Raw genomic sequence first — 22,861 nt, forward strand, 5'->3', positions numbered from 1 at the left:
ATAACTCAGATAGCGTTGTTCGGCAAGACAATATTATTCAAAATGCCGTCCAGCAACTCTTTAAGGGATGTGCGCCAGAGCGGGAGGCGGAACTAAAGACAATTGGGGAGCCTCGAATACACATCCTGCTGTGCAGGATCGTATCGACGCAGTGGAGGCTACGATGGGGGCAGAACGGGATGAACTCGCCAAAGTGATAGCACGCACAGCCTTTGCTGTTCTTCGAACGTTGTGGCCAACCGCGCCGGACGTTGCGGTGTATCACCAGCAAGCTACGTAGATGCGTGCCGTGCGTGGTGCATGGTTACCATAGGTGTTGTATATACTTTGGAAGTACATTTGATGAGGGCTGAGTCATGTCTAAGGGCGCTGTTTTCACCATGAAGCTGGAGCCTGAGTTGCGCGCCGAGTTCATGGCCGAAGCGGAGGCCGCCCACAGGCCGGCTTCACAGGTCTTGCGCGAGTTGATGCGCGAGTTCATCCAGCTTCAGCGGGAGAGTAGGGAATATGATGAGTTCCTGGGCCGTAAGGTTGATGTTGGCCGTACTTCGATGCGCACTGGCGTTGGTTACTTCAATGATGAGGTTGAAGCCACGTTCGCCGCTCGCCGCTCGCCGCTCGGCGTGCTGCCGTGGCGAACCTGGCGTGAGGGGCATTTGAATACCTGAAGCGCTGCAGGATCGCGCTGATGTTTGGGACCACATCGCGGCAGACAACCCGCGAGCAGCTGCCCGTATGGATGAGCTTTTCAGTGATGCGGCCGTTAGACTGGCCGATCACCCGAAGCTGGGGCTGCCAGGAAAGATTCAAGGAACCCGCGAGCTAATCCCACATGAATGCTATCGCTTGGTGTACGAAATCAGCGGCGAATCCGTGTGGATGCTGGCCTTGGGTCACTCTGCGTGCCAGTGGGCATTGCTTCGTAATTGAGTGGGTTTAATGAAAATTTCGAACCGGTAAGATGCTATGTTTTTAGCGTTTGTTGTTTTTGGGGTTAGGAAAGATGGGAAATTAAAAAATTAGAGATCGACCACGGCTAATTCAGTTGATTGTTTGTTTTTAACTGTGGTCTGATCCCGTTTTTGCTTTGACATGTCATTATGTAGGTTTTTTATTGTTATGCGTTTGACCTTATAAGCCCAGTTAAAAAACCAGACCATGACGAGAAATCTTCTGTTGCATATACAAAATTGCATATAGTTCTATTAAACTCTTCAATGCTATGGCCTTGCTCTTCAGCGCCTCGGGTTAATACTAAATAAAGGTTTTTTCCATTTGAGTCGTTATTTTTTTTGTAGATATTTTGTAATCATGAATGATGTCATCTATCTCTCGATAAGTATATATGTTATCCCCTAGTTGCTTAGAGAATGCCGCGCAAGGTGTGTCGATAAGTTTGTTTTTTATGTGTTTTTCAATGCTTTTTATTAGGAGGTATGTTTTAATTAATCCGCTATATTTGTGTGGTTTTGCATATTTTTCATTGCATTCTTTCCTAATATCACCATCAAGTATCGAATAAATTTTACATTGTTTGCCAGTTAGAGATGAGGATGTGAACTCATAGTGCATTTCTAGGGTTTTGTCCCAGCTGCCACAAGGAAGGATTTTAATTAACTTCCGCCCTCTGTATTTTTTTTGAGATGAAAAATTTTTGATGGTTTGATATGGTTAATAATCTGAATGCTGTGGGTTGCAAAATAAATACAAAAATTATATTTTGCAGATGTTTCATGAAGAAATTTAGCTAATCTTTCTTGGGCAGATGGGTGCAGTGCTATTTCAATTTCATCTATGATCATTAAACTGCAATTGGAATTGCTTCTAGATTGTTTGAATTTCAATCGTTCATTGATAAAGCTAAGCATGCCAATTAATAGTAACTCTCCTGCCCCTTGTGTCAGGATAGTTGAGATACTCCCTTTTCAGGGATTCCAACTTATTTAGGGGGCTGGTTACTTATCATGTCGCGTATTCCCAAGGCTCGTAAAGATGCCATTTTAAGCAAAATGCTTGCTCCTTACCCGATCAGCATCCGGCAGTTGGCGCTGCAAGAAAACCTCTCCGAAGCCACGTTGTACAATTGGAGAAATCAACTTCGCCAGGAGGGCCGCCCCGTGCCCGAACATCATCGCAGCAGTGAAAACTGGTCTGCTCAAACCCGTTTTGCCATGGTCGTTGAAACCATTGCCATGTCAGAAATCGAGCTGAGTGAATATTGTCGTGCCAAGGGTTTATTCCCGGAGCAAGTGAAACAATGGCGCGATCTCTCCATTCAGGCCCAGGGCCAGGCTGAAGTCAGCACGCCGGAGCAGGCGCAGGAAAACAAAACGCTGCGTAAGCAAAACAAGCAGCTGGAGCGGGAAATTTTGCGTAAAGATAAGGCACTGGCGGAGGCGGCCGCATTGCTGATTCTGCAAAAAAAGGTGCGCGCCCTTTGGGGCGAACCAGAGGAAGACTGACATCACTGGATCAACGGGAACGGCTTACCGCGTGGATCAAACAGGCGTGTCATGCCGGTGCGAGCTTATATCGCGCTTGCGAAACCATCGGTATTTCGGTGCATAGCTGGTATCGCTGGCAAGCGGCTGGTAAGGTAACCGCGGATCAGCGGCCTTTGATCAAACGGAACAATCCATCGAACAAGCTGAGTGAAACAGAGCGTCAGGCGATTTTATCGGTGTGCAACAGCCCGCGTTTTAACAGCGTTCCGCCCAGCCAGATCGTGCCGATTCTGAGCGATGAAGGCCGCTATTTGGCTTCTGAATCAACGATGTACCGCCTGCTGCGGCAAGCCAATCAACTACAGCATCGTGGCCGTGCCGCCAAAGCGGTACGCAAAGCCAAACCAACCAGCTTCACCGCCACCGGCCCAAATCAAGTCTGGATGTGGGATATCACCTGGCTGCCCAGTCAGGTGAAAGGCGAGTATTACAAGCTGTATATGATCGAAGACCTGTTCAGCCGCTATCCAGTAGGCTGGGAAGTGCATGCGGAAGAAACAGGGGAATTAGCGGCCGAATTATTGCAACGCAGCGTGCTGGCCCAGCGTTGCAGTATGAATCCACTGGTATTGCATTCAGATAATGGTGCGCCGATGAAAAGCTATACGCTGAAAGCCAAGCTGGAGATGCTGGGGATTGCCTCTTCATTTAGCCGTCCCCGCGTCAGCAATGACAACCCCTATGCGGAGTCATTGTTTCGCACGCTGAAATACTGGCCCGCCTGGCCGCATAAAGGCTTTGCCAGTCTGGATGAAGCAAGGCAATGGGTGAGGCGCTTTGTGGATTGGTACAGCCATACGCACCGGCACAGCGGCATTCAATTTGTCACGCCATCACAGCGGCATCAAGGGCAGGACAAAGCGCTGTTAGAAAAGCGCCATGCGGTTTACCAAACCGCCCGCTTGGCGCGGCCGGAACGGTGGCGCAATACGACACGGAACTGGAGCTGGCAAAACGAAGTGCAATTGAACCCGGACCGGGTCATTGAGCCCAAAACAAGCGAGGAATTACAGGCGGCCTAAATCGTAAAAACATCTCAACTACTTTGACAATTGCCGGTTAGTCGATTCTCTGCCATGGGTTGTATCCGATTTATGGTTACAATTATGGTTACACATGGCGCGCGCTTTGACAAGTTTACCTAAAAACTTATGAGACTATCTTTTATAGTAAACATAGCAAATACAAGGGTTTTAGGTTGATTTTGAGATGGTATGACTCTATGTGAGTCTATAATTCACCTGACTTGTAATCAGGGGGTCGCGAGTTCGATTCCTGCCGTCGGCACCAAAAAAGATAAGGGTTCCAGCTTTTAGCTGGAACCCTTTTCCGTTGGCGCTCGAAAAAAGCCGTTTTATGGTTACACTTGGCGAAGGCTAGCAGATCACTTTTAATGTTTTGCTTCTACAATTTAACCTGGTGCGCTTGAAACTCTCAGGCTGAACTAAGTTTCTAGGAGCGAGAATTGATAAAGGCTGCAACTTGATGGTTAGCAGCCTTTTTGATTTCAAGCTTTTGCATTGACACCTCGGCCCAAGCGGTCATCAGCTGCATATTTCTCTCCAATGCATTGCCACAAGCTATGGTGTCCAAATTTAATTAAAAGCCCTTATTGCTTACTGCCCGAGAATATATACAGCTACATTGACTTTTACTGCTCACGTTCAGTCAGCGTTCGCCAAACCCCGCTACGCTTAAGTTTTTGCAGTCCAAGATTGAAACGTCGAATTAGTTCAGTAGCGTTGGGATCTTGGCGATTTATCACCAAATAAATGGGTAAGCCAGTTTGTGGGTTTGGGCTTTCGCGAAATTGCTGATGTTGCTCTTTTGGCCAGTTTTGTTTGATTAAAGACCAGCAGACACTCGGATCGCAGATAAATCCGTCAATGCGCCCAGCTGCGAGTTTTTTCAAATTAGTCAGATCGTCCACCGCCATTTCAATTTCATTGTGAACAGCTGGCTCAGTTAGCTTGCGCCAGTAGTCGCCGTAATCATAGCCACGCGTAAGACCTAGGCGCCGATTTTTGATTTTCTCAATCGGGAACCAGGGAGCTGTGTTATTGCTGCGAAAAAAAAGTACGGATTTGATCGTTATCAAGGCTTCAGAAAACAAAAAGTCTTTTCCTCTATCCGCGGTATAGAGCAAGCCGATCGAACCTGCGACATATCCGATGCGCGCATCGTGAATGGCCCGCACCCAGGGAGAAAATTTATATCGAACTTTAACGTTTTCTTGCGCAAATGCCCGAGTAACGACTTCACTCAAAAATCCTTCCCTAGGCAACTGCTGACTGGTATACGGTGGCCATTCACCATTGCTCAGTGTAATACTCAGCGAGTCCTGTGGTTCTGTGGCAAATGCACGGCAGAGCCAGAAAAAAACCAGTAATGTTAACCATTTTGGTGACATCTGTATTTTTTCAGGAGGAACGGGTTACTGATAAGCTTAGTGGGCTGGTAGCTCATTGTCTAGTAATGTAAGGAAAGCTTGGGGCTGAAAACTAAAATTAATTATATCTCTACGTCCGGAAAGGCAAGTAATTCGTATTTTTGGACTGGATTTTACTTGCATCAAATTTATGAAGGTGCTGCTTATTCTGAACACTGAAATATAAAAAATTAGCAGAAGGGGAGCTAATTCCAATCCTATCAATTTAGAGAAAAAGCATGATGTTTTAGATGTTTTTGCAGGAGCGGCTTTAGCCGCGAAAGCACTGTGAATCAAAACTTCGCGGCTAAAGCCGCTCCTATGATTACAGACGTTTTTGAATTTGTAGAGTAATGGGATGGACTCCTTTCCTCCTGATACGGCATCTGGAAGTGTCAACCAACAGTCGTGCAGCAAAAAGGGGCCTTCCATGAAGATTCCTGAGTTTAAAAATGGAACGGGTTTGGCGTCAGGATTACGCCAATCATTTGGAAGCAGACATTACAGAATACATCGTTGGCTTTTACAACTGCTTGTGCTTGCATTCGGCCAGAGGCAATTTACCGCCGATGATCTATGAACGAGAAATGGCAGAAAAAAACCGATCGTGGTCTCTGAAAATAGTTGACCACGACACGTTAGCGTGGTGTCGATGATCTTAGCGAGATATTCAGCGTGTGCGGTAATCGGGGTAGCGCCATGCGGGTAGTGCATCCTCAAAAGCGTTGAAATAAAGACTGTATTCAACGCCATCTTCGGTAATGACTACTCCATGATTGCTTTGGACTTGCTGCGTTGAACCAATTGATTTTCGTAGTTTATGCCCACCGAATAGGCCGCTATTTTGCTCAGATGCGTGTAGGGCAGGGCGGTTGCATCGGCCCAGTTATTAAATAACTGCTGGATTTTATTTAAATCACGTTTTGCACCCGGTTGATCGGGAATATCCAAGCCCGCCAACTGCAGCGCCAACACCACGTCTGGCGTTAATACAAACGCATCTTTGCCGATGTGACGTAATAACCATTGCCCCGTTTGCCCGCCGAGGCGACTGCCGTAGCTTTTGAGAAAGGCCATCAAGTCGATTTGCCGTGACGCAGGGTATGTATTTAAAAAGCGTGAAAAACTGCCGTATTCATGGCTTAAGGATCGCACAAAGTTTACATTTTCCATCAGCGCTTTGATCTTCGGCCAATGCCGCACCACGCGTGCGTCATTGCAATACGCTTCCCACTGCTCAGCGGATAGCATCGCCAAGCGATCAACATCAAAGCCGAAAAAAGCGTCTTCAAACTGCGGCCATTTATGATTCAACTCGGACGCGGTTGGATGAGAGCGAGGCTAGGCCCTGGGGGCGAGCATAGGTGCGTACAGCTGTCTAAAAACCTATGTGTTGTTGGGGTTTTTACGTACTGAGGCGGCAATATAACGTAAATTGTCGAGCTAAATAAGAAAATAGTAAGTTTGTTTGTATTTTGTTGATTTGGCGCTAGTTAGCAGACATTAGGGTTGAACCGCTTTAGCTGTTGTGGCAGTAGCTGCTTTTTAATTTGTATGTGCTATGGCTGAGCTGCTTAAGTTGAAAATAAAGAGGCAAGCACAGGTGGTGGGCGGCCCGCTGCTGGCTGGGCTGATCCACAAAGAAACAAGGTCCAGCGCTGGGGCCAAATCTAATTGGTAAGAGGAGGGAGTCTCAATCGGCGTGAATAGTGGGGGATCAGGCAGCAGTAATGAAGCGGCTGATTCAGCAGCAGCTTAGAGCACCAAAATATGGAATTATTTTTTTGAAATAAATTTACAATCTTTATTTTTGAATGTAAATTAAAGTCATTGACTGCTCTGGAGTTGAAAAATGGCTAGTTTTTTTGAAAAAGCTCAGCAATTTGGTAAATCCTTCATGCTACCTATCGCTGTGCTGCCTGCCGCCGGGTTGTTGCTTGGTATCGGAGGCTCTCTTTCCAACCCGAACACCTTGCTTGCCTACCCATTTTTAGATATTGCATGGCTACAAGCTGTGTTCAGCCTAATGAGTGCAGCGGGGAGTATTGTTTTTGCAAACCTGGCATTACTTTTTGCAGTAGGGGTTGCAGTTGGTCTGGCTCGAAGTGATAAAGGCACTGCAGGGCTGGCTGCTACTCTGGCTTATTTGATTACGAATGCAACAATCAATGCCGTTTTAAAGTTAAATAATGAGATTGCCAGTACGAACCTGGCCGCTGTCGGGCAGGGGATGGTTCTTGGTATTCAGTCTTTGGAGACGGGCGTTTTTGGTGGTGCTTTGGTTGGGGCAATCGTCGCTTGGCTTCATAACCGGTATGGAAAGACAGAATTACCTGCTGTTCTTGGTTTTTTTGGAGGGTCACGCTTTGTACCGATTATTAGCTCGCTAGCATCTTTATTTATCGGCGTTTTTCTATATTTTGTCTGGCCGCCTATTCAACATGCAATTGCTCAAATTGGCGGGCTGGTTGAAGCAACTGGCTATATTGGCACCTTTATTTATGGCTTTACCCTTCGCATGCTTGGGCCAACCGGCTTGCATCATATTTTTTATATGCCATTTTGGACAACGGGTCTTGGCGGCGCAGAGATTATCAATGGCCAGCTTATTGAGGGAACACAGAAGATATTTTTTGCGCAGTTAGCTGATCCAAATACTTCGCAATTCTTTGCGGGTACTTCCCGTTTTATGTCTGGGCGTTTTATTACCATGATGTTTGGTCTTTGTGGGGCGGCGCTGGCGATGTATCACTGTGCTAAGCCGGAGAACAAGGCCAAGGTTGCAGGTTTGCTATTGTCGGCTGCACTCACCAGTTTTCTGACCGGAATTACCGAGCCACTTGAATTCTCGTTCTTATTTGTTGCGCCTTTGCTTTATGTGCTGCATGCCTTTTTTGATGGTTTGGCATTTATGCTGGCGCATATATTCAATATCACGATTGGACAGACTTTTTCGGGAGGGCTGATTGATTTTATTTTGTTTGGTATTTTGCAGGGAAATAATAAAACAAACTGGATGCTGGTGCCGGTGATTGGTGCGCTCTGGTTTGCTTTGTATTATTTCAGTTTCCGTTTTGCAATTACGCGTTTTAATTTGCGTACCCCGGGAAGGGAAGAAGAGCCTAAAGAGGCAGAAGCTTCTCGCGAATTAAATCATAGCCGGGCAGCTCAAGTTGTGCAGGCGCTTGGAGGGAAAGGCAATATTGAGATTGTGGATTGTTGTGCAACGCGCTTACGGATTAGTGTTATTGATAAAAAGCTGGTTAGTGAGGTGGCCTTAAAGGCGACAGGTGCTAAAGCCGTATTTTTTGTTGGTGATGGCATCCAGGCTATTTATGGCCCACAGGTGACAATTATTCGGACCGAAATCGAAGAACTTTTGAATGAAAGCGCGTGATGATATGAATATGATTAAGAAAATTTGTGGTGGTCTGGTAGTCTCATGCCAGGCCCTGGACGGAGAGCCATTGCACTCCAGTTTTATCATGTCCCGGATGGCTGTTGCAGCGCAAGAAGGGGGGCTGTGGGGATTCGGGCAAATTCTGCGGCTGATATTGCAGCAATTAAAATGGTGGTTTCTTTGCCAGTGATTGGTATTTTGAAACGAGATTATCCGGATTCTAAGGTGTTTATCACGGCGACAATGCTTGAAGTACATGAAATTATGCAAAGTCAGCCAGACATGATTGCATTAGATGCCACAGATCGCCCGCGGCCTAACGGTGAAAGTTTGTCGGCGTTGGTTGCCGCCGTTCGCGAGCAATATCCGCAGGTATTACTCATGGCAGATGTTGCGACGGTTGATGAGGCAAAAAATGCAGAGCGGCTTAAGTTTGATTGTGTTTCAAGTACATTGTTTGGGTACACGGCTGCGACGGCGGGGCATTTGCTCCCAGATGATGATTTTGCACAGTTGCGAGCGATGCGGGCGGTGATTCGGTGCCCGCTGATTGCAGAGGGGAATGTTGATACACCAGAGCGGGCTGCTCAGGCGCTTAAGGCCGGTGCAGATGCAGTTGTTGTCGGGGGGGCGATTACCCGGCCTCAGTTGATTACCCGGCGGTTTGCTTCAGCTTTATCAATGTAATTTTTATCATTGGTCCCGCCTCAGACCTATAGCGGGGCCTTTTTTTACTTACTTGTCACCCTGTTTAATACGTTTTTTTATGGTAGATCTTGAGCGTTTTTTGATAGGCAAGCCGGCAATGCTCTTGTTGAAACAGGCGGCTGGTTAGCTCATCCATTAAATATAAAATACCAAGCTGGCTATTCACAAAATTGTCAGGTACTTGCGCTCTTTCCCGGCTTGGCGTTGGCAGGAGTAAATCGGACGTTCGCGCTAATGTAGTATGAAAATGATTTGAGATGCTCAGTATCCACGCGCCTTGCTTGCGAGCATGGCTTGCCGCTTCGTTTAACTCAATGGATTCTCCTGAGTTTGATAGGCAAACCAATACATCATCGGCTTGTATTAAAGCCGCCAGCATTAGCATCTGGTGTGGGTCGATAATTGCATCTGCAGTCAGGCCTAATCGCGATAAGCGTGATTTAAATTCCAGTGCCGACAGCCCGGAGCTACCCAGACCAAATAATAAAATTCGCCGGGCGGCCACTAGTTTAGCTGTGGCCATTTGTAAGGCGCCCTCATCTTTTTGCGATTCACAAGCGTTAATCATGCCGCGCCAAAGCTGATGAGTGCTGTCGTGAGTGCGCGCTGGATTTCCGGTTAATGCGATTCCGATTTGCAATTTGAAATCTGCAAAACTAGGGCAACCCATTTTGCGGCAGAATCGTGTGATCGTGGGGGTTGATACCTGTGTAAGCTGAGCTAAGGCATTAATCGACAAGCCCGGGATTTTTTCCGGCGCAGACAAAATAACGTTCGCAAGCCTTGTTTCTGACTCTGTCATCAAGGGATATTGCGTTTGCAAAAAATCTAGCATATTGAGGTCAATTAAGTCAGGCAATGTTAAGGCCTACAAAAGGGATTCGAAATATTTGCAGATTATATCTTAACGTTACGATCTAAGGTTTTTGTTGACCCAGATTCTGCAGGTAGGGCGTAGCAATGGCCCAGGTAAACGGTGCTGGCTGGATATCTATTTTAGTGGGCTAGCCTGGCTATGGATGTCTGACCTTGGGTATAAAATTGATTACTTTGGCATAAAAACACTTATAGATTGTGGTTTTTCAATCAAAACGGTTATAGCAGGCGGGTTCGGGGCTGGCGGATTTTTACTTTATGCTGCGATTTTCTCGCATGCTGCCCGCGCTTTTTGTGCAAAAACAGAGTCGCGATCTGCTGTCAGGTAAAGTTGATTCATTGCCCGGGTCATGCCGACATAGAGAACGCGGGCTTGTTCGGATTCTTCGCTTTTCTGGTGTGGCAGGCTGCCCAAACCGGCAATAGCAACAACCGGGAATTCGAGACCTTTACTGGCGTGTAAAGTCAGCACAGAAACACCGTGTGCTGTTTCAAGTGTGCCGCTCTGGACAGGAATCTGGTGTTTTTTGAAACAATCTCGAATGCTATCAAGCTGATGGTTAAAGTAGGCCAGTACGGCCATGTCATGCCACGCTATTCCTTGCTCCTGGCATTGCTGAAACTTGAGCATAATGGCTTCAATTTCTGCGTTGAAGTTTGGTAATCGAATAAATTCAGGGGCGATGTCACGCCGTCCTGCAGTTTGGGGCAGAACTAATGGTACGCCGTCGTCTTCTGCGTCTTGAGCCGAGAGTAAATCACGGGCAAATTCATACGCTACGCCGAGTACTTCAGCGCTATTGCGATAATTTAGCTTCAGAATTGTGGTGCGTCCGCGTGCCTGAATCCCAACGCTGGAAAAGGTAAATTGGCGTTTGCTTGATTTCTGGTAAATATCCTGTGCACTGTCGTATAGCATCAATAGTGCGTTGCTGGCCGGATCGACCATTTGCACCACCAGACGCAACCATTCCGGTTTGAAATCATGGCCTTCATCAATCAATAAGGCAGCGTATTGCCCTGCGGGCACTTCTTTTCGGTTAACACCGTTAATGACACTCTGGATGGTTTCTTCCCAATATTCACTGCTATTGGTTTTGGCTTTGGATTTTGGCAGTAAATAGGTTCTTGTCATTTCACTGCACCAGCTATGGAATGTCTTGACGACAACCTTCTCGGCCAGGTTTTTTTCTTCTATCCAGCTTTTAAGTTTTTGGGAGAGGCCTTTGTTAAAGCAGAGAATCAGCACAGGTTTGTTTGAGCTTTTGGCCAGGTATTGAGCACGGTAGCCCAGGATCATTGTTTTGCCTGAACCTGCTACACCATGAATAACGCGATGCCCTTCGCCCAGGCTGCGTGCTAATTGCTCCTGCTGAACATCCATGACACGGATTAAATCAGGGATTATCATGGTTTGTGCTGCGGGCTCAGCTGATGGTGCGTCAAACAAGCTTTCCTGACGGCACTCAATGCGTACATCAGGAAATAAATGCCAGCGAATTCGATCAATTTGTGGCAGGGTGAGGCAGCAGGGAAAGGGTTGTAAAAACATGTCCCAAAGTCGTTTTTGGAATGCTTCGGCATCTGCAGATTCGGTCATTTCATCCTGGCAAATGACCAGATGTTCGGGCAGCACGTCGGCCAGCCTGGCGTCGTTAAAATCTTTGCGTGTGATATTGGCAAGAATCAGGCCGTGGCCGTAGGGCATCATTAATTTGCCAGCATAATGGCTGGCTGCCGGGCTGATCAGCAGCGGGTCTTTTTTGAGCATATCAATGGTGACATTGATAAAGTCCCGCGCCTTAAGCAATGGGTTAACATCTTTTTTATATTGGCCGTTGAAATTGCATTCAACAATCTGTGGATCAATTCGTAACAGGCTGGATAGTTTCCAGTCTTTTACTTCAAGTGCCAAAATCCCTCGCAGTGGATTGAGAATCAGAAAATCGGGCCGCCGCCGTTTTACACCAACGGTAACGTCGTACCAGCAGAGGTAGGCGTCTTCAAGTAAAGCCTCTAGGCGGCGGGCAAAGCGCTTTTCGCCCGAAGTCATTCGGGACAGGCAGGTGTTTAAATTGGGGATGAGCGTTGCCATACAATATTTCCTGATTACTACTGACACATAAGTATTTTGCAATAATAAGCGTAGTAGTAAGAAATGTCATAAATAGTTTACGTTTTTAATCAGTAAATGCCTTTTTATTGCATGAATACCCTGTTTGTCATCGCTTTTTATCTGTGAATATTTGCCAGTGTTTATAACGCTGATTAGATCGCGAATTCCTGTTTTGCCCAATTTCGTAAATAATACCGTTCTGGTTTTAGGTGCTTTTGGACGGTATTTAAAAACTAGCCATGCTATTCATTTTGTAATGCACTTTTTATTATGATTTATTTTTTTATTTCAAAATAAAATATTCTTATTGAAAGTGATTTTGAAAAATAATAAGAAAAATGCCATTTGCAAAATATTTTTTTAGCATGTTGGGTTTCAAAAATTTATTTTGCGAAAACAAAATGGACGGGGGAGGTTTTATTTTTGGAAGGTGGCTGGTTTTGAAAAAAACGGTTTAATCCTTTGTTTTTACAATAGAAAATACCACCTCTGCAGGTGGTTTTTTTTACGCCGAATATTTCAAACCGGCATCAGATTTACATCAGGATTTAATGAAAGGTGCAGGGGATACTTTGCCAATCTGATCAGAGGCCTGCGTAAGCGCAGTGATGGTGATGAGCGAAAACGAAGTATTGAGTGATGTCTTCCTGCTGGAGGCAAAGCTGGTCTGCCAGGTTCAGGCACAAGCACTCTGGTGGCTGGAATGTGGTGAGGCCGACTGCTCCTTAAAGTTGTCCTGGGACGGGCAGAGTGTATCTGCTGTTTTGCCTGCAGGCTGGCGCGGAGCACTGGCTCTGGATCGCTTACGCCTGGAGGTTGTCAGGGGTACTGCCCGCTGCCAGGAAGTGCGCTTACTGGTACTGGCCAAATTACAGGCTTTTATTGATGAGTCTCAAAATGCGGCACCTGCTGCCCGTGATGTGTTGCGCTGGGCATCTGCATCGCTGGATGTTTCGCCCTTTGGCGGGCGGCGTGCCGCTGAGGGATGGTTACTCAGGCAATCTTTGTCTGGGCAAGAAGATGCTTTGCAGCTGGTTTCTCTGTTACGGCGCACCGAATGTTACTGGCTTGTTCGTTTTTTACTGGCTGAATCTTCTGCAGGCGGAAAGGTGCACGAGCTGGGTGAGCGTTATGGTGTGTCTTATTCTCATTTTCGCCGCCTGTGCCACAGTGCACTGGGGCATGCCGTCAAAACAGAATTGCGGGACTGGCGTATGGCGCGCTCATTGCTGGAAGTGGCTCAAAGCCAGCAAAGCCTGACTGCAATCGCTTTAAAGCATGGCTATGCATCATCTTCGCATTTTTCCAATGAAATCAGGGAGCTGCTTGGTGTTTCTCCTCGCGGGCTATCCAATATGATGAATGATGCCATCAAATGAAGCAGATTCTGTTAATTAAATCAGCATTAGGCGCTCTGTTACTGCTCTTGCTGGTGGGCGCGGATGCTGCAACGGCTTTGCCGTCAGAGCAAAGCGTTGAGCCCCAGGGTTATGTAGCCAGGCAAGATGGGCTGAAAGGTTTGTTTGAGGCTGTTTCTTCCCGCCTGAAAAAGCCGATTATTCTAAGTAAGCTGGCTGTGCGCAAGCAGGTAAGTGGTGAGTTTGATCTGAGTAATCCGCAAGCGATTCTGGAGCAGATGTCACAACAGCTGGGGCTGATCTGGTATCACGATGGGCAGGCAATTTATGTTTACGACTCGAGTGAAACACGTAATGCCGTTATCGCTTTACGTAATATTTCTTTGAGCGCATTTAATGCATTTTTGCGTAAAAGTGCACTGTATGACCGGCGTTATCCATTGCGCGGAGACGAACAAAGCAGAACCTTCTACGTGTCCGGGCCACCGGTTTTTGTTGAGCTGGTCATGAATGCTGCGAAGTTTATGGATAGCCAGCGTGGTGAGGTGGAGGGGCAGCAGCAAAAAATTGAGGTTATCCGGCTAAATAATACCTTTGTTGGTGATCGCAGTTATGAATTGCGCGATCAGAAAATCACTATTCCGGGCGTTGCTTCGGTGATTGCAAGCCTGCTGAAAAATGAAGAAAGCGGTGCGGATGTCATGGTGGGGGCGGGCAAGCCGGTTGCGCCCATTGCCCCTGTTGCTCCGCCCATGCCTGATTTTCCCGCAGTGAATAAGCAGGCAGAGGCCGAGCCCTATCGCCCGCCAATGAGCTTGCCTGAAGCGCTGAAAAGTAAACCGGTTGTCAGCAATATCCGGGTGATTGCCAATCCGGATACAAACAGCCTGCTGGTCAGGGGCTCGCCAGAACAGGTGCGCTTTGTCAGAGATCTGGTTGGTGAGCTGGATGTGGCAAAGCGCCATGTCGAATTGTCTTTATGGATTATCGACCTGCAAAAGGACGATCTGGATCAGCTGGGGGTGAACTGGCAGGGCGGGGTCGGGATCGCTAACAAGCTGGGCGTTACTTTTAATAACCAGGGGTCGATGAGTACGCTGGATGGCGCGCGTTTTATCGCATCCATTATGGCGTTAAGCCAGGATAAAAAAGCCAATGTGGTTTCCCGCCCTGTGGTGCTGACCCAGGAAAATGTGCCGGCACTTTTTGATAACAGCCGCACCTTTTACACCCAGTTAATCGGCGAGCGCAGCGTAGAGCTGCAGCATGTGACCTACGGCACGATGGTGAATGTGCTGCCAAGATTTTCGGCAGATGACCAAATTGAAATGTCGCTGAATATCGAAGATGGCAGCGAGATTCCTCAGGGCAATTCTGATACCAAAACCGCGTTGCCTACCGTTGGCCGCACACGGATCAGCACGGTTGCCCGTGTGCCAAAAGATAAAAGTTTGCTCATTGGCGGCTATACCCGTGATTCAAGTACTGACGATGTCGGGAAAATTCCTTTGGTGGGTGATCTTCCTGTGGTTGGGCGTCTTTTCCGGTATCAGCAGCGCAATAGTTCCAATCTTGTTCGTGTGTTTTTAATTCAGCCGCGCCAGATTGAAGAGCCATTTGTACGGGATGCCAGCAGCCTTGCTGCAGAGGTGATCCGCCAGCCCGATGCCGGGACTGTTCAGCAGGATGTACGCCAATACATGGACCGCAGCAGTGGACATCAGTAGCAGCTCCATCAGGCTGGCCGGACTTCGCTCGGCTAAGCATGATGCGAAGCTGGAGCGGCAGACAGAAGCCGGTAAAAAACAGGCGGCTCAGCAAAACGCTGCCCCGCAGGAGGCGGATAACAATCCTGCAGATCAGGTGCAAAGGTTTGCAGATTTTACAGATGAAATGACGGCTTTAGCCTCTCAGTTTCGTAGCCGCCGTGAGCTTGAAGCAAAAAAAAAGGGGCTGGGTGAAAGCTTTGAGCGAGTGCTGGATGAGGATGTGCTGCCCAAGGTGGCGCAGATTGTGGAAATCGCCGAGGTGGAAAAATCACCGGAGGAGCTATTTCGGCAGGCCCAGTCATTATTCCCGGATGAAAGTGATCTTGCACTGGTGCTTCGGGAAATTCTGCGCCGTAAGCAGATGCAGGAGATTGTCCGCAAACGTTTGCAGGCTTTGCTGACGCAGCTGGAGGAGCAGACTGAACCTAAGAGGCTTAAAGGCGGCATCAATTGTGCACTTAAGGCGCGCTTATTCGGGAAAACTCTGGAGCTCAGCCCGGCCTTGCTGCGGGCCAGTTATCGCCAGTTTCTGGAGCATGACGGTGGTGCTGCCGATGTGTATCAGGACTGGATCAGTAGCTACGGGTATCAGCGCAGGGCTTTGGTGCTGGATTTTATGGAAGGCGCTTTGCTCTCCGACATGGACGCTCAGGACCCGAGCTGCTCCCAGCTTGAATTTGGCAACTTGCTAGGTAGATTGGGACAACTGAAATTACTTCGCTCCAGCGATGTGATTTTTATCAGCCGGCTGCTGGCCAGCCCTGCAGTGAACAATATCAATGACAGTGAGTCGGCCTGGTTGTTGTTTATGTTGTCTTTGTTTCAGGAGCCGCAGCAGATTGATCGCCTGCTGTCGGATGCGGTGGGGGAAAGCGTATTGCTGCATCGCCATGCCCAGCGCTCTGCACTGCTGCAAGTGTTGTATCAGGCGTGCAAAGCATTGCCCGTTGTGCTGTTTTCTGATCCGGATGATGTGACTTTATTACTGAATGAGTTTGAAAGACTGGCTTCTGTCGCTTACCGCCTTGAGCAGATAGAGCGCAGACGAGCCAGCTGATGGCATGCCCTTTTTAACCGATCTATGGATAAACCCAGTGCTGAATAATCTGTTGTACGGTGTTCGCTCGCGTCCGGAGCTGCTGATCCTGCTGCTGATGGTGATGATTATCGCCATGCTGGTGATCCCGCTGCCGACGTATTTAGTCGATTTTCTGATCGGGCTGAATATCGTCATTGCCATGCTGGTGTTTATGGGCTCGTTTTATATCGAGCGCATTTTGCATTTTTCTACATTTCCGGCCGTATTGCTGATTACAACTTTATTCCGGCTGGCTTTATCGATCAGTACCAGTCGTTTGATTTTGCTGGAAGCCAATGCCGGCGAAATTGTCGCAACTTTTGGCCAGTTTGTGATTGGCGACAGTTTGCCTGTGGGGTTTGTGATTTTTGCAATTGTGACGGTCGTGCAATTTATCGTAATTACCAAGGGCTCCGAACGTGTGGCCGAAGTTGCAGCCCGCTTTTCGCTGGACGGGATGCCTGGCAAGCAGATGAGTATTGATGGCGATTTGCGGGCGGGAGTGGTTGATGCCGATGGCGCACGCGAGCGGCGCAGTGTGCTGGAGCGTGAAAGCCAGCTGTATGGATCTTTTGATGGTGCGATGAAGTTTATTAAGGGCGATGCTATCGCCGGCATCATTATTATTTTCGTCAATTTTATTGGCGGTATTGCCGTGGGTATGAGCCAGCATGGCCTGGATTTTTCTACCGCCTTATCTACCTACACCATTCTTACGATCGGTGATGGTTTAGTAGCCCAGCTTCCTGCGCTTCTGATTGCGATCAGTGCCGGTTTTATTGTTACCCGCGTCAGTGGCGAGGGCGACAATATGGGCCGCAATATTATGAGCCAGCTGCTGGGGAAACCCTTTGTGCTGATCGTTACTGCTTTGCTGGCGCTGGCTGTGGGCGTGTTGCCGGGTTTTCCTTTTATGGTGTTTTTTATTCTTGCCGTGTTGCTGGGGGGCTGTTTTATTACAAGCAACGGCAAGCCATGTCGGGAGTAGCCGTTGCCGGTGCCAAGCCGGCGGCCATGGCATCGGCCGAGCATGCTTCGGAAGAGGGCAGCGAGCTTTGTCTGATTACCAATCTGGATCAGCTGGTTTCGGAAACCGTGCCGCTGGTTTTACTGGTTCCCAAAGCACGATATGCCTCACTGGAGAAAGTACAGCTTGCCGAGCGCCTGCGTAGTCAGTTTTTTCTGGATTTTGGTGTCAGCCTGCCTGAAATGCTGATGCGCTCATCTGACGAGCTGGCAGACAACCGGGCGGTAGTGCTGATTAACGAGATTCGCGCTGAAGAGTTTCCGGTCCAGTTTGATTTGCTGCGGGTGGTGAATTACTCCGACGAAATCGAGCAGCTCGGTATTCGGGTTGTGCCCGCAGGAGAGGGCATCTGGGTGGATGCGGGGAGTAAAGAATCCTTACAGAAACTGGGTTATCAGCTGCGCCCTGCTGTTGACGAGTTATATCAGTGCTTTGCAGCCTTACTTACTCACCACGTGAACGAGTATTTCGGCGTACAGGAAACCAAGCAAATGCTGGATTTACTGGAAAGCAAATATCCTGATTTATTAAAGGAGGTTTTGCGCCATGCCACGGTTCAGCGGATTGCCGAGGTGTTGCAGCGTTTATTATCCGAACGCATTTCGATTCGCAATATGAAGCTGATTATGGAGTCTCTTGCCCATTGGGCCCCGCGTGAAAAAGATGTTATCGCGCTGGTTGAGCATGTGCGTGGCTCGCTTGCACGCTATATCTGCCACAAGTTTTCGCTGGGGAGCGAGCTGAGAGCCATTGTGGTTTCTGCCGAAATTGAAGATGTGGTGCGTAAAGGGATTCGCCAGACCTCGAACGGGACATTTCTGAATCTGGAGCCTGCTGACTCCGAAGAATTAATGGATATTTTTTCTGTGGCCCTGGATGGTTTGAACATTGCACATAAAGACCTGGTGTTACTGGCCTCGGTAGATGTACGGCGTTTTATCAAGAAACTAATCGAAGCACGTTTTCGCGATCTCGAGGTGGTGTCATTTGGCGAGATTTCCGACAGCGTATCGGTCAATGTCATTAAGTCCATTTAAATAAAAGGGAAATACGATGCTTACAATTGATATTGCTACTTTGGTGCGCGATGCCTTGAAAGAAAACGGGTGTGAGCAAGTGCTTAATAATAGCGATCTGGATAGCCATTCCACCATTGCTCTTGATCTGTATAACCTTCCCAGTATTTATATCAGTAACCGGGATGGCGAGGTTTGGCTGTGGTCGCAGTTGATCGAGCATGATGACAGGGTGATTGAGCAGTGTTCGACACGCCTGTTAAATACCCTGATGCAGGGGTGCCATTTTGTGCGCGGTGAGCAATTGCAGCTGATGGTTAGCGGGGGATATTTAGAACTCAGGGGCCTGCTAAAGGCGGATTTTCTGCAGGACAGCCGACGTTTTTCCGAGGCAATGGATGGCTACCTTGAGCAGCTGGAACGATTTGCCGAGCTTGTGCAGTAATGAAACCTTTGCGGCTGTTGCGTCGTCAGGCCAATCCATCGCGCTTGTCCGGCCCGATTATCGAAGCTGTTTTACCCGGGGTGGCAATGGGGGAAATCTGCGAGATATACCGGAGCTGGCAGGACTGCACATGTGTGGCACGTGCCCAGGTGCTGGGTTTTAATCATGAACAGACTATTTTAAGTCTGATTGGCAGTGCGCAAGGATTATCCCGCGAGTTTGTATTGCAGCCCACCGGCTCGGGTTTGCAGATTGAAGTAGGCGATTTTTTACTGGGGTCGGTGCTTGATCCCTCGGGGCAGATTGTCGAGCGTTTTGTCAGTGCATTAAATGGCAAAAGAGAATGGCGGCCAATTGAGGCAACACCGCCAGGCTACGCAGATCGCCAGGGGATAGAGCGGCCTTTTGTTTCCGGGATAAGGGCTATTGATGGCCTGCTGACCTGTGGTGACGGGCAGCGGCTGGGTATTTTTGCCTCGGCGGGCTGCGGAAAAACAATGCTCATGAATATGCTGATCGAGCAGGCTGATGCCGATGTTTTTGTGATTGGCCTGATTGGCGAGCGCGGGCGGGAGGTGACTGAGTTTACCGAAGCACTGCGCCGCTCCGGCCGCCATCATCAATGTGTGCTGGTCTATGCCTCTTCCGATTTTTCATCTTTAGATCGTTGTAATGCTGCTTTGCTGGCGACGACGGTTGCTGAGTATTTTCGGGATCAGGGCAAAAATGTGGTGCTGTTTCTTGATTCTATTACCCGCTATGCCAGAGCCCTGCGTGATGTGGCTCTGGCGGCAGGGCAGGCACCGGCAAGGCGCGGCTATCCTGCTTCGGTATTTGATTCCCTGCCCAGATTACTGGAGCGCCCGGGCCTTACCCGAAAAGGCTGCATGACCGCTTTTTATACGGTACTGCTTGAAAGCGACGATGAGCCTGATCCGATTGCAGATGAGATTCGTTCTATTTTGGACGGGCATATTTATCTAAGCCGTAAGCTTGCCGCCCAGAATCATTATCCGGCAATTGATGTGCTAAGGAGCGTCAGCCGGGTGGCGGGGCGGGTGAGCAGCCAGGAGCACCAGCATCTGGCGAGTGTAGTAAGAGGAATTATGGCCAGGCTGGAAGACTTGCAGGTGTTTCTTGATCTGGGCGAATACAAAGCGGGTGAAAACGCAGATAACGATCGTGCCATGGGGAAACGCAGTGCTTTACAAAGCTGGCTGCGTCAGCCGCTAAATGAAGGCAGCTCGTTTGAAGCGACCTTACGGGTGATGCATGAGATCGCGGCATAAATTAGCCGGGTTATTGCGGCGTTGCTCCATGAGCCAGCAGCAGTGCGAGATACAGCTGGGGCAGCTGATCAAGCAAACGCGGGTTTTATCTGCAGAGCTGGAAGGAATACGCATACAGCGCAGGGCGATGAGGCAGTTATTACACTCGCAGCGGCCACAGGGCTGTGTGATGAATCGCAGTGATTTATTTGCAATGCAGCGCCGCCAGGCCGTATTGCGGCGGCAATTGCAGATGTTGAGTTTTCAGGAAAACAAGGTCCAGGAGCAGGAACAGGCACTGCAAAAAGAAAAGGAGCAGGTTTTATTACTGCGCCGTTACTGGCTGCATAAGCAGAATAAATATGAGCACTGGCAGAAAATCCAGTGGCAGGTATGGCGTTTGTATCAGTTACGTCAGGAAGAATCTGAAGCAGAGGAGCGGGTGACATGGAGCCAGTCATAGCCACTACAGGCGTTGTAGCCGGAGCCGTTGCGGTTCCGGAACCAAATGGATTGCTGAGCGAGTTTGCCGCCCAGCTTGGCAAGTACAAGAAAAAAAGTGCCTCGGAAGAAGCGGGGGATATGTTTTTTTCAGCACCCGCGTTGCCGCCTCCTGCGCCGCCGCCACGGGATGGTCTTTCCGAAAAAGGAATACCCCGGGCAAAGCATCGTGCTTTTGGCTCTGCAAAGCAGGTTCATTCTGCAGATGCGCAGGCCGCCGGGGTAAGGTCATTAAAAACGGGTAAGACACGTGAGATGACTGATCATTTGGCAGAGAGCCGCCTGTTAGCCGCGCTTCAGCCCGCTGCTGCTGATTTGCCGGGGCGCGTCGCTGCGGGGAAGGCTGTTTCTTTGCCAGGGGAGCCGGCCGCGCCGGGCCCTCACTCTCACCCTCTGCGGATTAAGTCTTCTGCTCCGGAGGCTGAAGCAGGGGCGGTTAATCCATCCTTGCCTATGCGCTTGTCATCGCCCCTGGTGGGAGACGGGCTGGCACCGCGTACACCATTTAGGCTCAAGAATAAAAATGAGGGTTTTGCTGGCCAAATGGGCAAGGAGACTTTGCCAGTAGATCGTCAGCAGGATGGTCAGGTGCTTTACCGCTTTAACCGCTGGGGAGGGCAGCATTCCGTCAGCATTTATGCATCGCAACAGGAAGGAAGCCGGCAGCTTGAATTGCAGCCATCGAATCCTTTTGTGCAAGACCGTTTGCACTATCACTTACAGCAGGCAAATAACAGCGAAAACTGGACGCTCTTACATGATTCGGATCAGCAGCAGGGCCAGGATCAGCCGGATGAGGAAAAAGAGTGAGCGGGCTGGAATTACGCCAGCTGGCCAGCAAAGAGCATGCCTGGCAGCAAGCACAGCAATGCTGGCTGGCAAGAGGTCTTGATGTGAGTTTTAGCCTGCCGGAAGGGGCTTGCTATGCTGTTTCGGCAGATAACGGGCGCTGGCAGGGGCTGCTGAATTTGCGGGAATGGCTGGCGGCTGTTTCTCCTGCATTGGCCGGTTTACTGGGTAGCGGTAGTGATGACAGGCTGCTGCGGGATTTATTTATGGCAACAGCCCGGCCTCTGGAATTCACGGTGGCTGAGCTGGCTTACGAGCACTTGCAACTGGGTTATAAACGCCTGACGCCTGGTCCCGAGATGTTGTGTTTGCAAACATCGCAGGGCCGGGTATGGCTGACGGGTATTCCAGAGGTAAAGGAAGGCCGGCTTAAGTTAGACCTCCATTACCTGTTTACTCTGCCGCTGCGGCTGGTGTTTGAAGTTGGCCGCAGCCCGCTGAGTCAGCGTGTAAAGGCACAACTGGAGGCCGGGGATGTTTTGCTGATCATTGAAGAAACATTTTCGGTGAAAAGCTGTGGTGCAAGGATAGGCCGCTACCGGCAAAGTGAGGATGGGATCATGATCGAAAAAGACGAGCAGGCTGCCGTGCCTGCAAAAATACCTGATGCGCTGGCAGAATTGCCGCTGTGCCTGGAGTTTATTTTGCAGCAAAGCACGATCAGCGTATCCGGGCTGGGCGATTTATACCGTGGTCAGTTACTGCCCTTACTTCCCGACGTGGAAAAGCGCATTGAAGTGAAAGCCAATGGTGTACTTATCGGGCGGGGTGAGCTGGTCAGGATTGACGGCCAGCTGGGCGTGGAGCTGTCCGAGATCTGTCATGAGGTTTTACATGTCAAATGACATTTCGATGATTGCGCTGCTGGCGTTTTCAACGCTGCTGCCGTTTCTGATTGCCTCCGGAACCTGTTTTATCAAGTTTTCCATTGTTTTTGTCATGGTACGTAATGCCCTGGGGCTGCAGCAAGTGCCGTCCAATATGACATTAAACGGGATTGCGTTGCTTTTATCGATGTTTGTCATGACGCCGGTGATGCAGAGTACTTATGACGTTTACCGGGATGAAAACATTAATTTCAGCAGTGCGGAATCGGTCAGCCATTTTGCTGAAAGCGGGCTGGATAGCTATCGCAGCTATCTGAAAAAATATGCAGATCCCGAACTGACACAGTTCTTTGAAAAAGCGCAGGCTGAACGCATGACCAAAGACGGGGGCGAGGCTGTTGCTGAGGATAAGCCTTCCATTTTGGCTTTGTTGCCTGCCTATGCACTGAGCGAAATTAAGAGTGCTTTCAAAATTGGCTTTTATCTGTATCTGCCTTTTGTGGTCGTCGATATGGTGATTTCCTGCATCTTGCTTGCGCTGGGCATGATGATGATGAGTCCCGTGACGATCTCTGTGCCGATCAAGCTGGTGCTGTTTGTTGCACTTGATGGCTGGACCCTGCTCTCCAAGGGGCTGGTGTTGCAATATCTGGATCTGGCCGCTTGAGCGTGCGGGTCTGACAGGGGATAA

At 49.0% G+C, this 22,861-nt stretch carries 19 protein-coding genes and 2 pseudogenes; 16 read left to right on the plus strand and 5 right to left on the minus strand.

What is annotated here, in order from left to right:
* Window positions 1-67: 67 nt before the first annotated feature.
* The 3 genes from EJO50_RS04915 to EJO50_RS04925 all read left to right on the plus strand — a co-directional run bounded on the left by EJO50_RS04915 (window position 68) and on the right by EJO50_RS04925 (window position 930).
* Window positions 68-280 (plus strand): hypothetical protein, encoded by a 213-nt coding sequence (locus tag EJO50_RS04915; protein ID WP_125972031.1) that lies wholly within the window; start codon window positions 68-70, stop codon window positions 278-280.
* A 76-nt stretch (window positions 281-356) separates the two neighbouring features.
* Entirely contained in the window at window positions 357-668 is a 312-nt protein-coding gene (locus tag EJO50_RS04920) for an antitoxin of toxin-antitoxin stability system (protein ID WP_233702173.1), read from the plus strand.
* 34 nt (window positions 669-702) lie between these two features.
* Window positions 703-930, plus strand: a complete 228-nt coding sequence (locus EJO50_RS04925) for a type II toxin-antitoxin system RelE/ParE family toxin (RefSeq protein ID WP_233702220.1) — start codon at window positions 703-705, stop codon at window positions 928-930.
* A gap of 683 nt (window positions 931-1,613) precedes the next feature.
* Here EJO50_RS04925 and EJO50_RS04930 read toward each other — a convergent pair.
* Window positions 1,614-1,868, minus strand: coding sequence for an AAA family ATPase (locus EJO50_RS04930; protein WP_125972033.1), 255 nt, complete (start codon window positions 1,866-1,868; stop codon window positions 1,614-1,616).
* A 96-nt stretch (window positions 1,869-1,964) separates the two neighbouring features.
* Here EJO50_RS04930 and EJO50_RS04935 point away from each other — a divergent pair.
* Window positions 1,965-3,526 (plus strand): annotated as a pseudogene (locus EJO50_RS04935) (IS3 family transposase).
* Between the two features lie 629 nt (window positions 3,527-4,155).
* Here the strand turns inward: EJO50_RS04935 and EJO50_RS04940 are convergent.
* On the minus strand, window positions 4,156-4,770 hold the full coding sequence (locus EJO50_RS04940) for a substrate-binding periplasmic protein (protein ID WP_233702174.1): 615 nt from the start codon (window positions 4,768-4,770) through the stop codon (window positions 4,156-4,158).
* Between the two features lie 927 nt (window positions 4,771-5,697).
* Window positions 5,698-6,246, minus strand: a complete 549-nt coding sequence (locus tag EJO50_RS04945; RefSeq protein ID WP_125972037.1) for a DNA-3-methyladenine glycosylase I — start codon at window positions 6,244-6,246, stop codon at window positions 5,698-5,700.
* 538 nt (window positions 6,247-6,784) lie between these two features.
* Here EJO50_RS04945 and EJO50_RS04950 point away from each other — a divergent pair.
* Together EJO50_RS04950 and EJO50_RS04955 are read left to right on the plus strand one after the other, a co-directional pair.
* The gene (locus tag EJO50_RS04950) at window positions 6,785-8,329 is read left to right on the plus strand and encodes a maltose/glucose-specific PTS transporter subunit IIC (protein WP_125972039.1); all 1,545 of its coding nucleotides are present in this window, start codon (window positions 6,785-6,787) and stop codon (window positions 8,327-8,329) included.
* Window positions 8,330-8,455: 126 nt separating this feature from the next.
* Window positions 8,456-9,019, plus strand: a complete 564-nt coding sequence (locus EJO50_RS04955; protein ID WP_206434453.1) for an N-acetylmannosamine-6-phosphate 2-epimerase — start codon at window positions 8,456-8,458, stop codon at window positions 9,017-9,019.
* A gap of 64 nt (window positions 9,020-9,083) precedes the next feature.
* On the opposite strand, the gene EJO50_RS04960 is transcribed toward EJO50_RS04955, so the two are convergent.
* Both EJO50_RS04960 and EJO50_RS04965 read right to left on the minus strand, forming a co-directional pair.
* Complete coding sequence (locus EJO50_RS04960) at window positions 9,084-9,899, minus strand: MurR/RpiR family transcriptional regulator (protein WP_125972041.1); 816 nt, start codon at window positions 9,897-9,899, stop codon at window positions 9,084-9,086.
* A gap of 273 nt (window positions 9,900-10,172) precedes the next feature.
* Window positions 10,173-12,011: a DEAD/DEAH box helicase gene (locus tag EJO50_RS04965; protein ID WP_125972043.1), complete on the minus strand. Its 1,839-nt coding sequence runs from the start codon at window positions 12,009-12,011 to the stop codon at window positions 10,173-10,175.
* Window positions 12,012-12,646: 635 nt separating this feature from the next.
* Here EJO50_RS04965 and EJO50_RS04970 point away from each other — a divergent pair.
* The 10 genes and pseudogenes from EJO50_RS04970 (at window position 12,647) to EJO50_RS05015 (ending at window position 22,837) form a co-directional block, all read left to right on the plus strand.
* Complete coding sequence (locus EJO50_RS04970) at window positions 12,647-13,411, plus strand: helix-turn-helix domain-containing protein (protein WP_125972045.1); 765 nt, start codon at window positions 12,647-12,649, stop codon at window positions 13,409-13,411.
* The gene (gene sctC / locus EJO50_RS04975; protein ID WP_125972047.1) at window positions 13,408-15,117 is read left to right on the plus strand and encodes a type III secretion system outer membrane ring subunit SctC; all 1,710 of its coding nucleotides are present in this window, start codon (window positions 13,408-13,410) and stop codon (window positions 15,115-15,117) included. Before EJO50_RS04970 ends, sctC begins: the two co-directional genes overlap by 4 nt.
* The gene (gene sctW / locus EJO50_RS04980; protein WP_233702175.1) at window positions 15,104-16,216 is read left to right on the plus strand and encodes a type III secretion system gatekeeper subunit SctW; all 1,113 of its coding nucleotides are present in this window, start codon (window positions 15,104-15,106) and stop codon (window positions 16,214-16,216) included. The genes sctC and sctW overlap by 14 nt, the downstream gene beginning before the upstream one ends.
* 115 nt (window positions 16,217-16,331) lie before the next feature.
* Window positions 16,332-18,301: pseudogene (locus tag EJO50_RS04985) on the plus strand (EscV/YscV/HrcV family type III secretion system export apparatus protein).
* A gap of 16 nt (window positions 18,302-18,317) precedes the next feature.
* A complete protein-coding gene (locus EJO50_RS04990) occupies window positions 18,318-18,725 on the plus strand; it encodes an InvB/SpaK family type III secretion system chaperone (protein ID WP_125972051.1) in 408 nt (135 codons plus the stop codon).
* Window positions 18,725-20,014, plus strand: a complete 1,290-nt coding sequence (sctN, locus tag EJO50_RS04995; protein WP_125972053.1) for a type III secretion system ATPase SctN — start codon at window positions 18,725-18,727, stop codon at window positions 20,012-20,014. Before EJO50_RS04990 ends, sctN begins: the two co-directional genes overlap by 1 nt.
* Before the next feature lie 28 nt (window positions 20,015-20,042).
* The gene (locus tag EJO50_RS05000; RefSeq protein WP_164521432.1) at window positions 20,043-20,456 is read left to right on the plus strand and encodes a SpaM family type III secretion system protein; all 414 of its coding nucleotides are present in this window, start codon (window positions 20,043-20,045) and stop codon (window positions 20,454-20,456) included.
* Window positions 20,441-21,304: a SpaN/EivJ family type III secretion system needle length determinant gene (locus EJO50_RS05005; RefSeq protein WP_125972057.1), complete on the plus strand. Its 864-nt coding sequence runs from the start codon at window positions 20,441-20,443 to the stop codon at window positions 21,302-21,304. The genes EJO50_RS05000 and EJO50_RS05005 overlap by 16 nt, the downstream gene beginning before the upstream one ends.
* Window positions 21,301-22,188: a FliM/FliN family flagellar motor switch protein gene (locus EJO50_RS05010; protein ID WP_125972059.1), complete on the plus strand. Its 888-nt coding sequence runs from the start codon at window positions 21,301-21,303 to the stop codon at window positions 22,186-22,188. Before EJO50_RS05005 ends, EJO50_RS05010 begins: the two co-directional genes overlap by 4 nt.
* Complete coding sequence (locus EJO50_RS05015; protein ID WP_125972061.1) at window positions 22,178-22,837, plus strand: EscR/YscR/HrcR family type III secretion system export apparatus protein; 660 nt, start codon at window positions 22,178-22,180, stop codon at window positions 22,835-22,837. The genes EJO50_RS05010 and EJO50_RS05015 overlap by 11 nt, the downstream gene beginning before the upstream one ends.
* Window positions 22,838-22,861 lie beyond the last annotated feature (24 nt).

Origin of the sequence: Iodobacter ciconiae, from assembly GCF_003952345.1 — a bacterium.
GTDB lineage: Bacteria > Pseudomonadota > Gammaproteobacteria > Burkholderiales > Chitinibacteraceae > Iodobacter > Iodobacter ciconiae.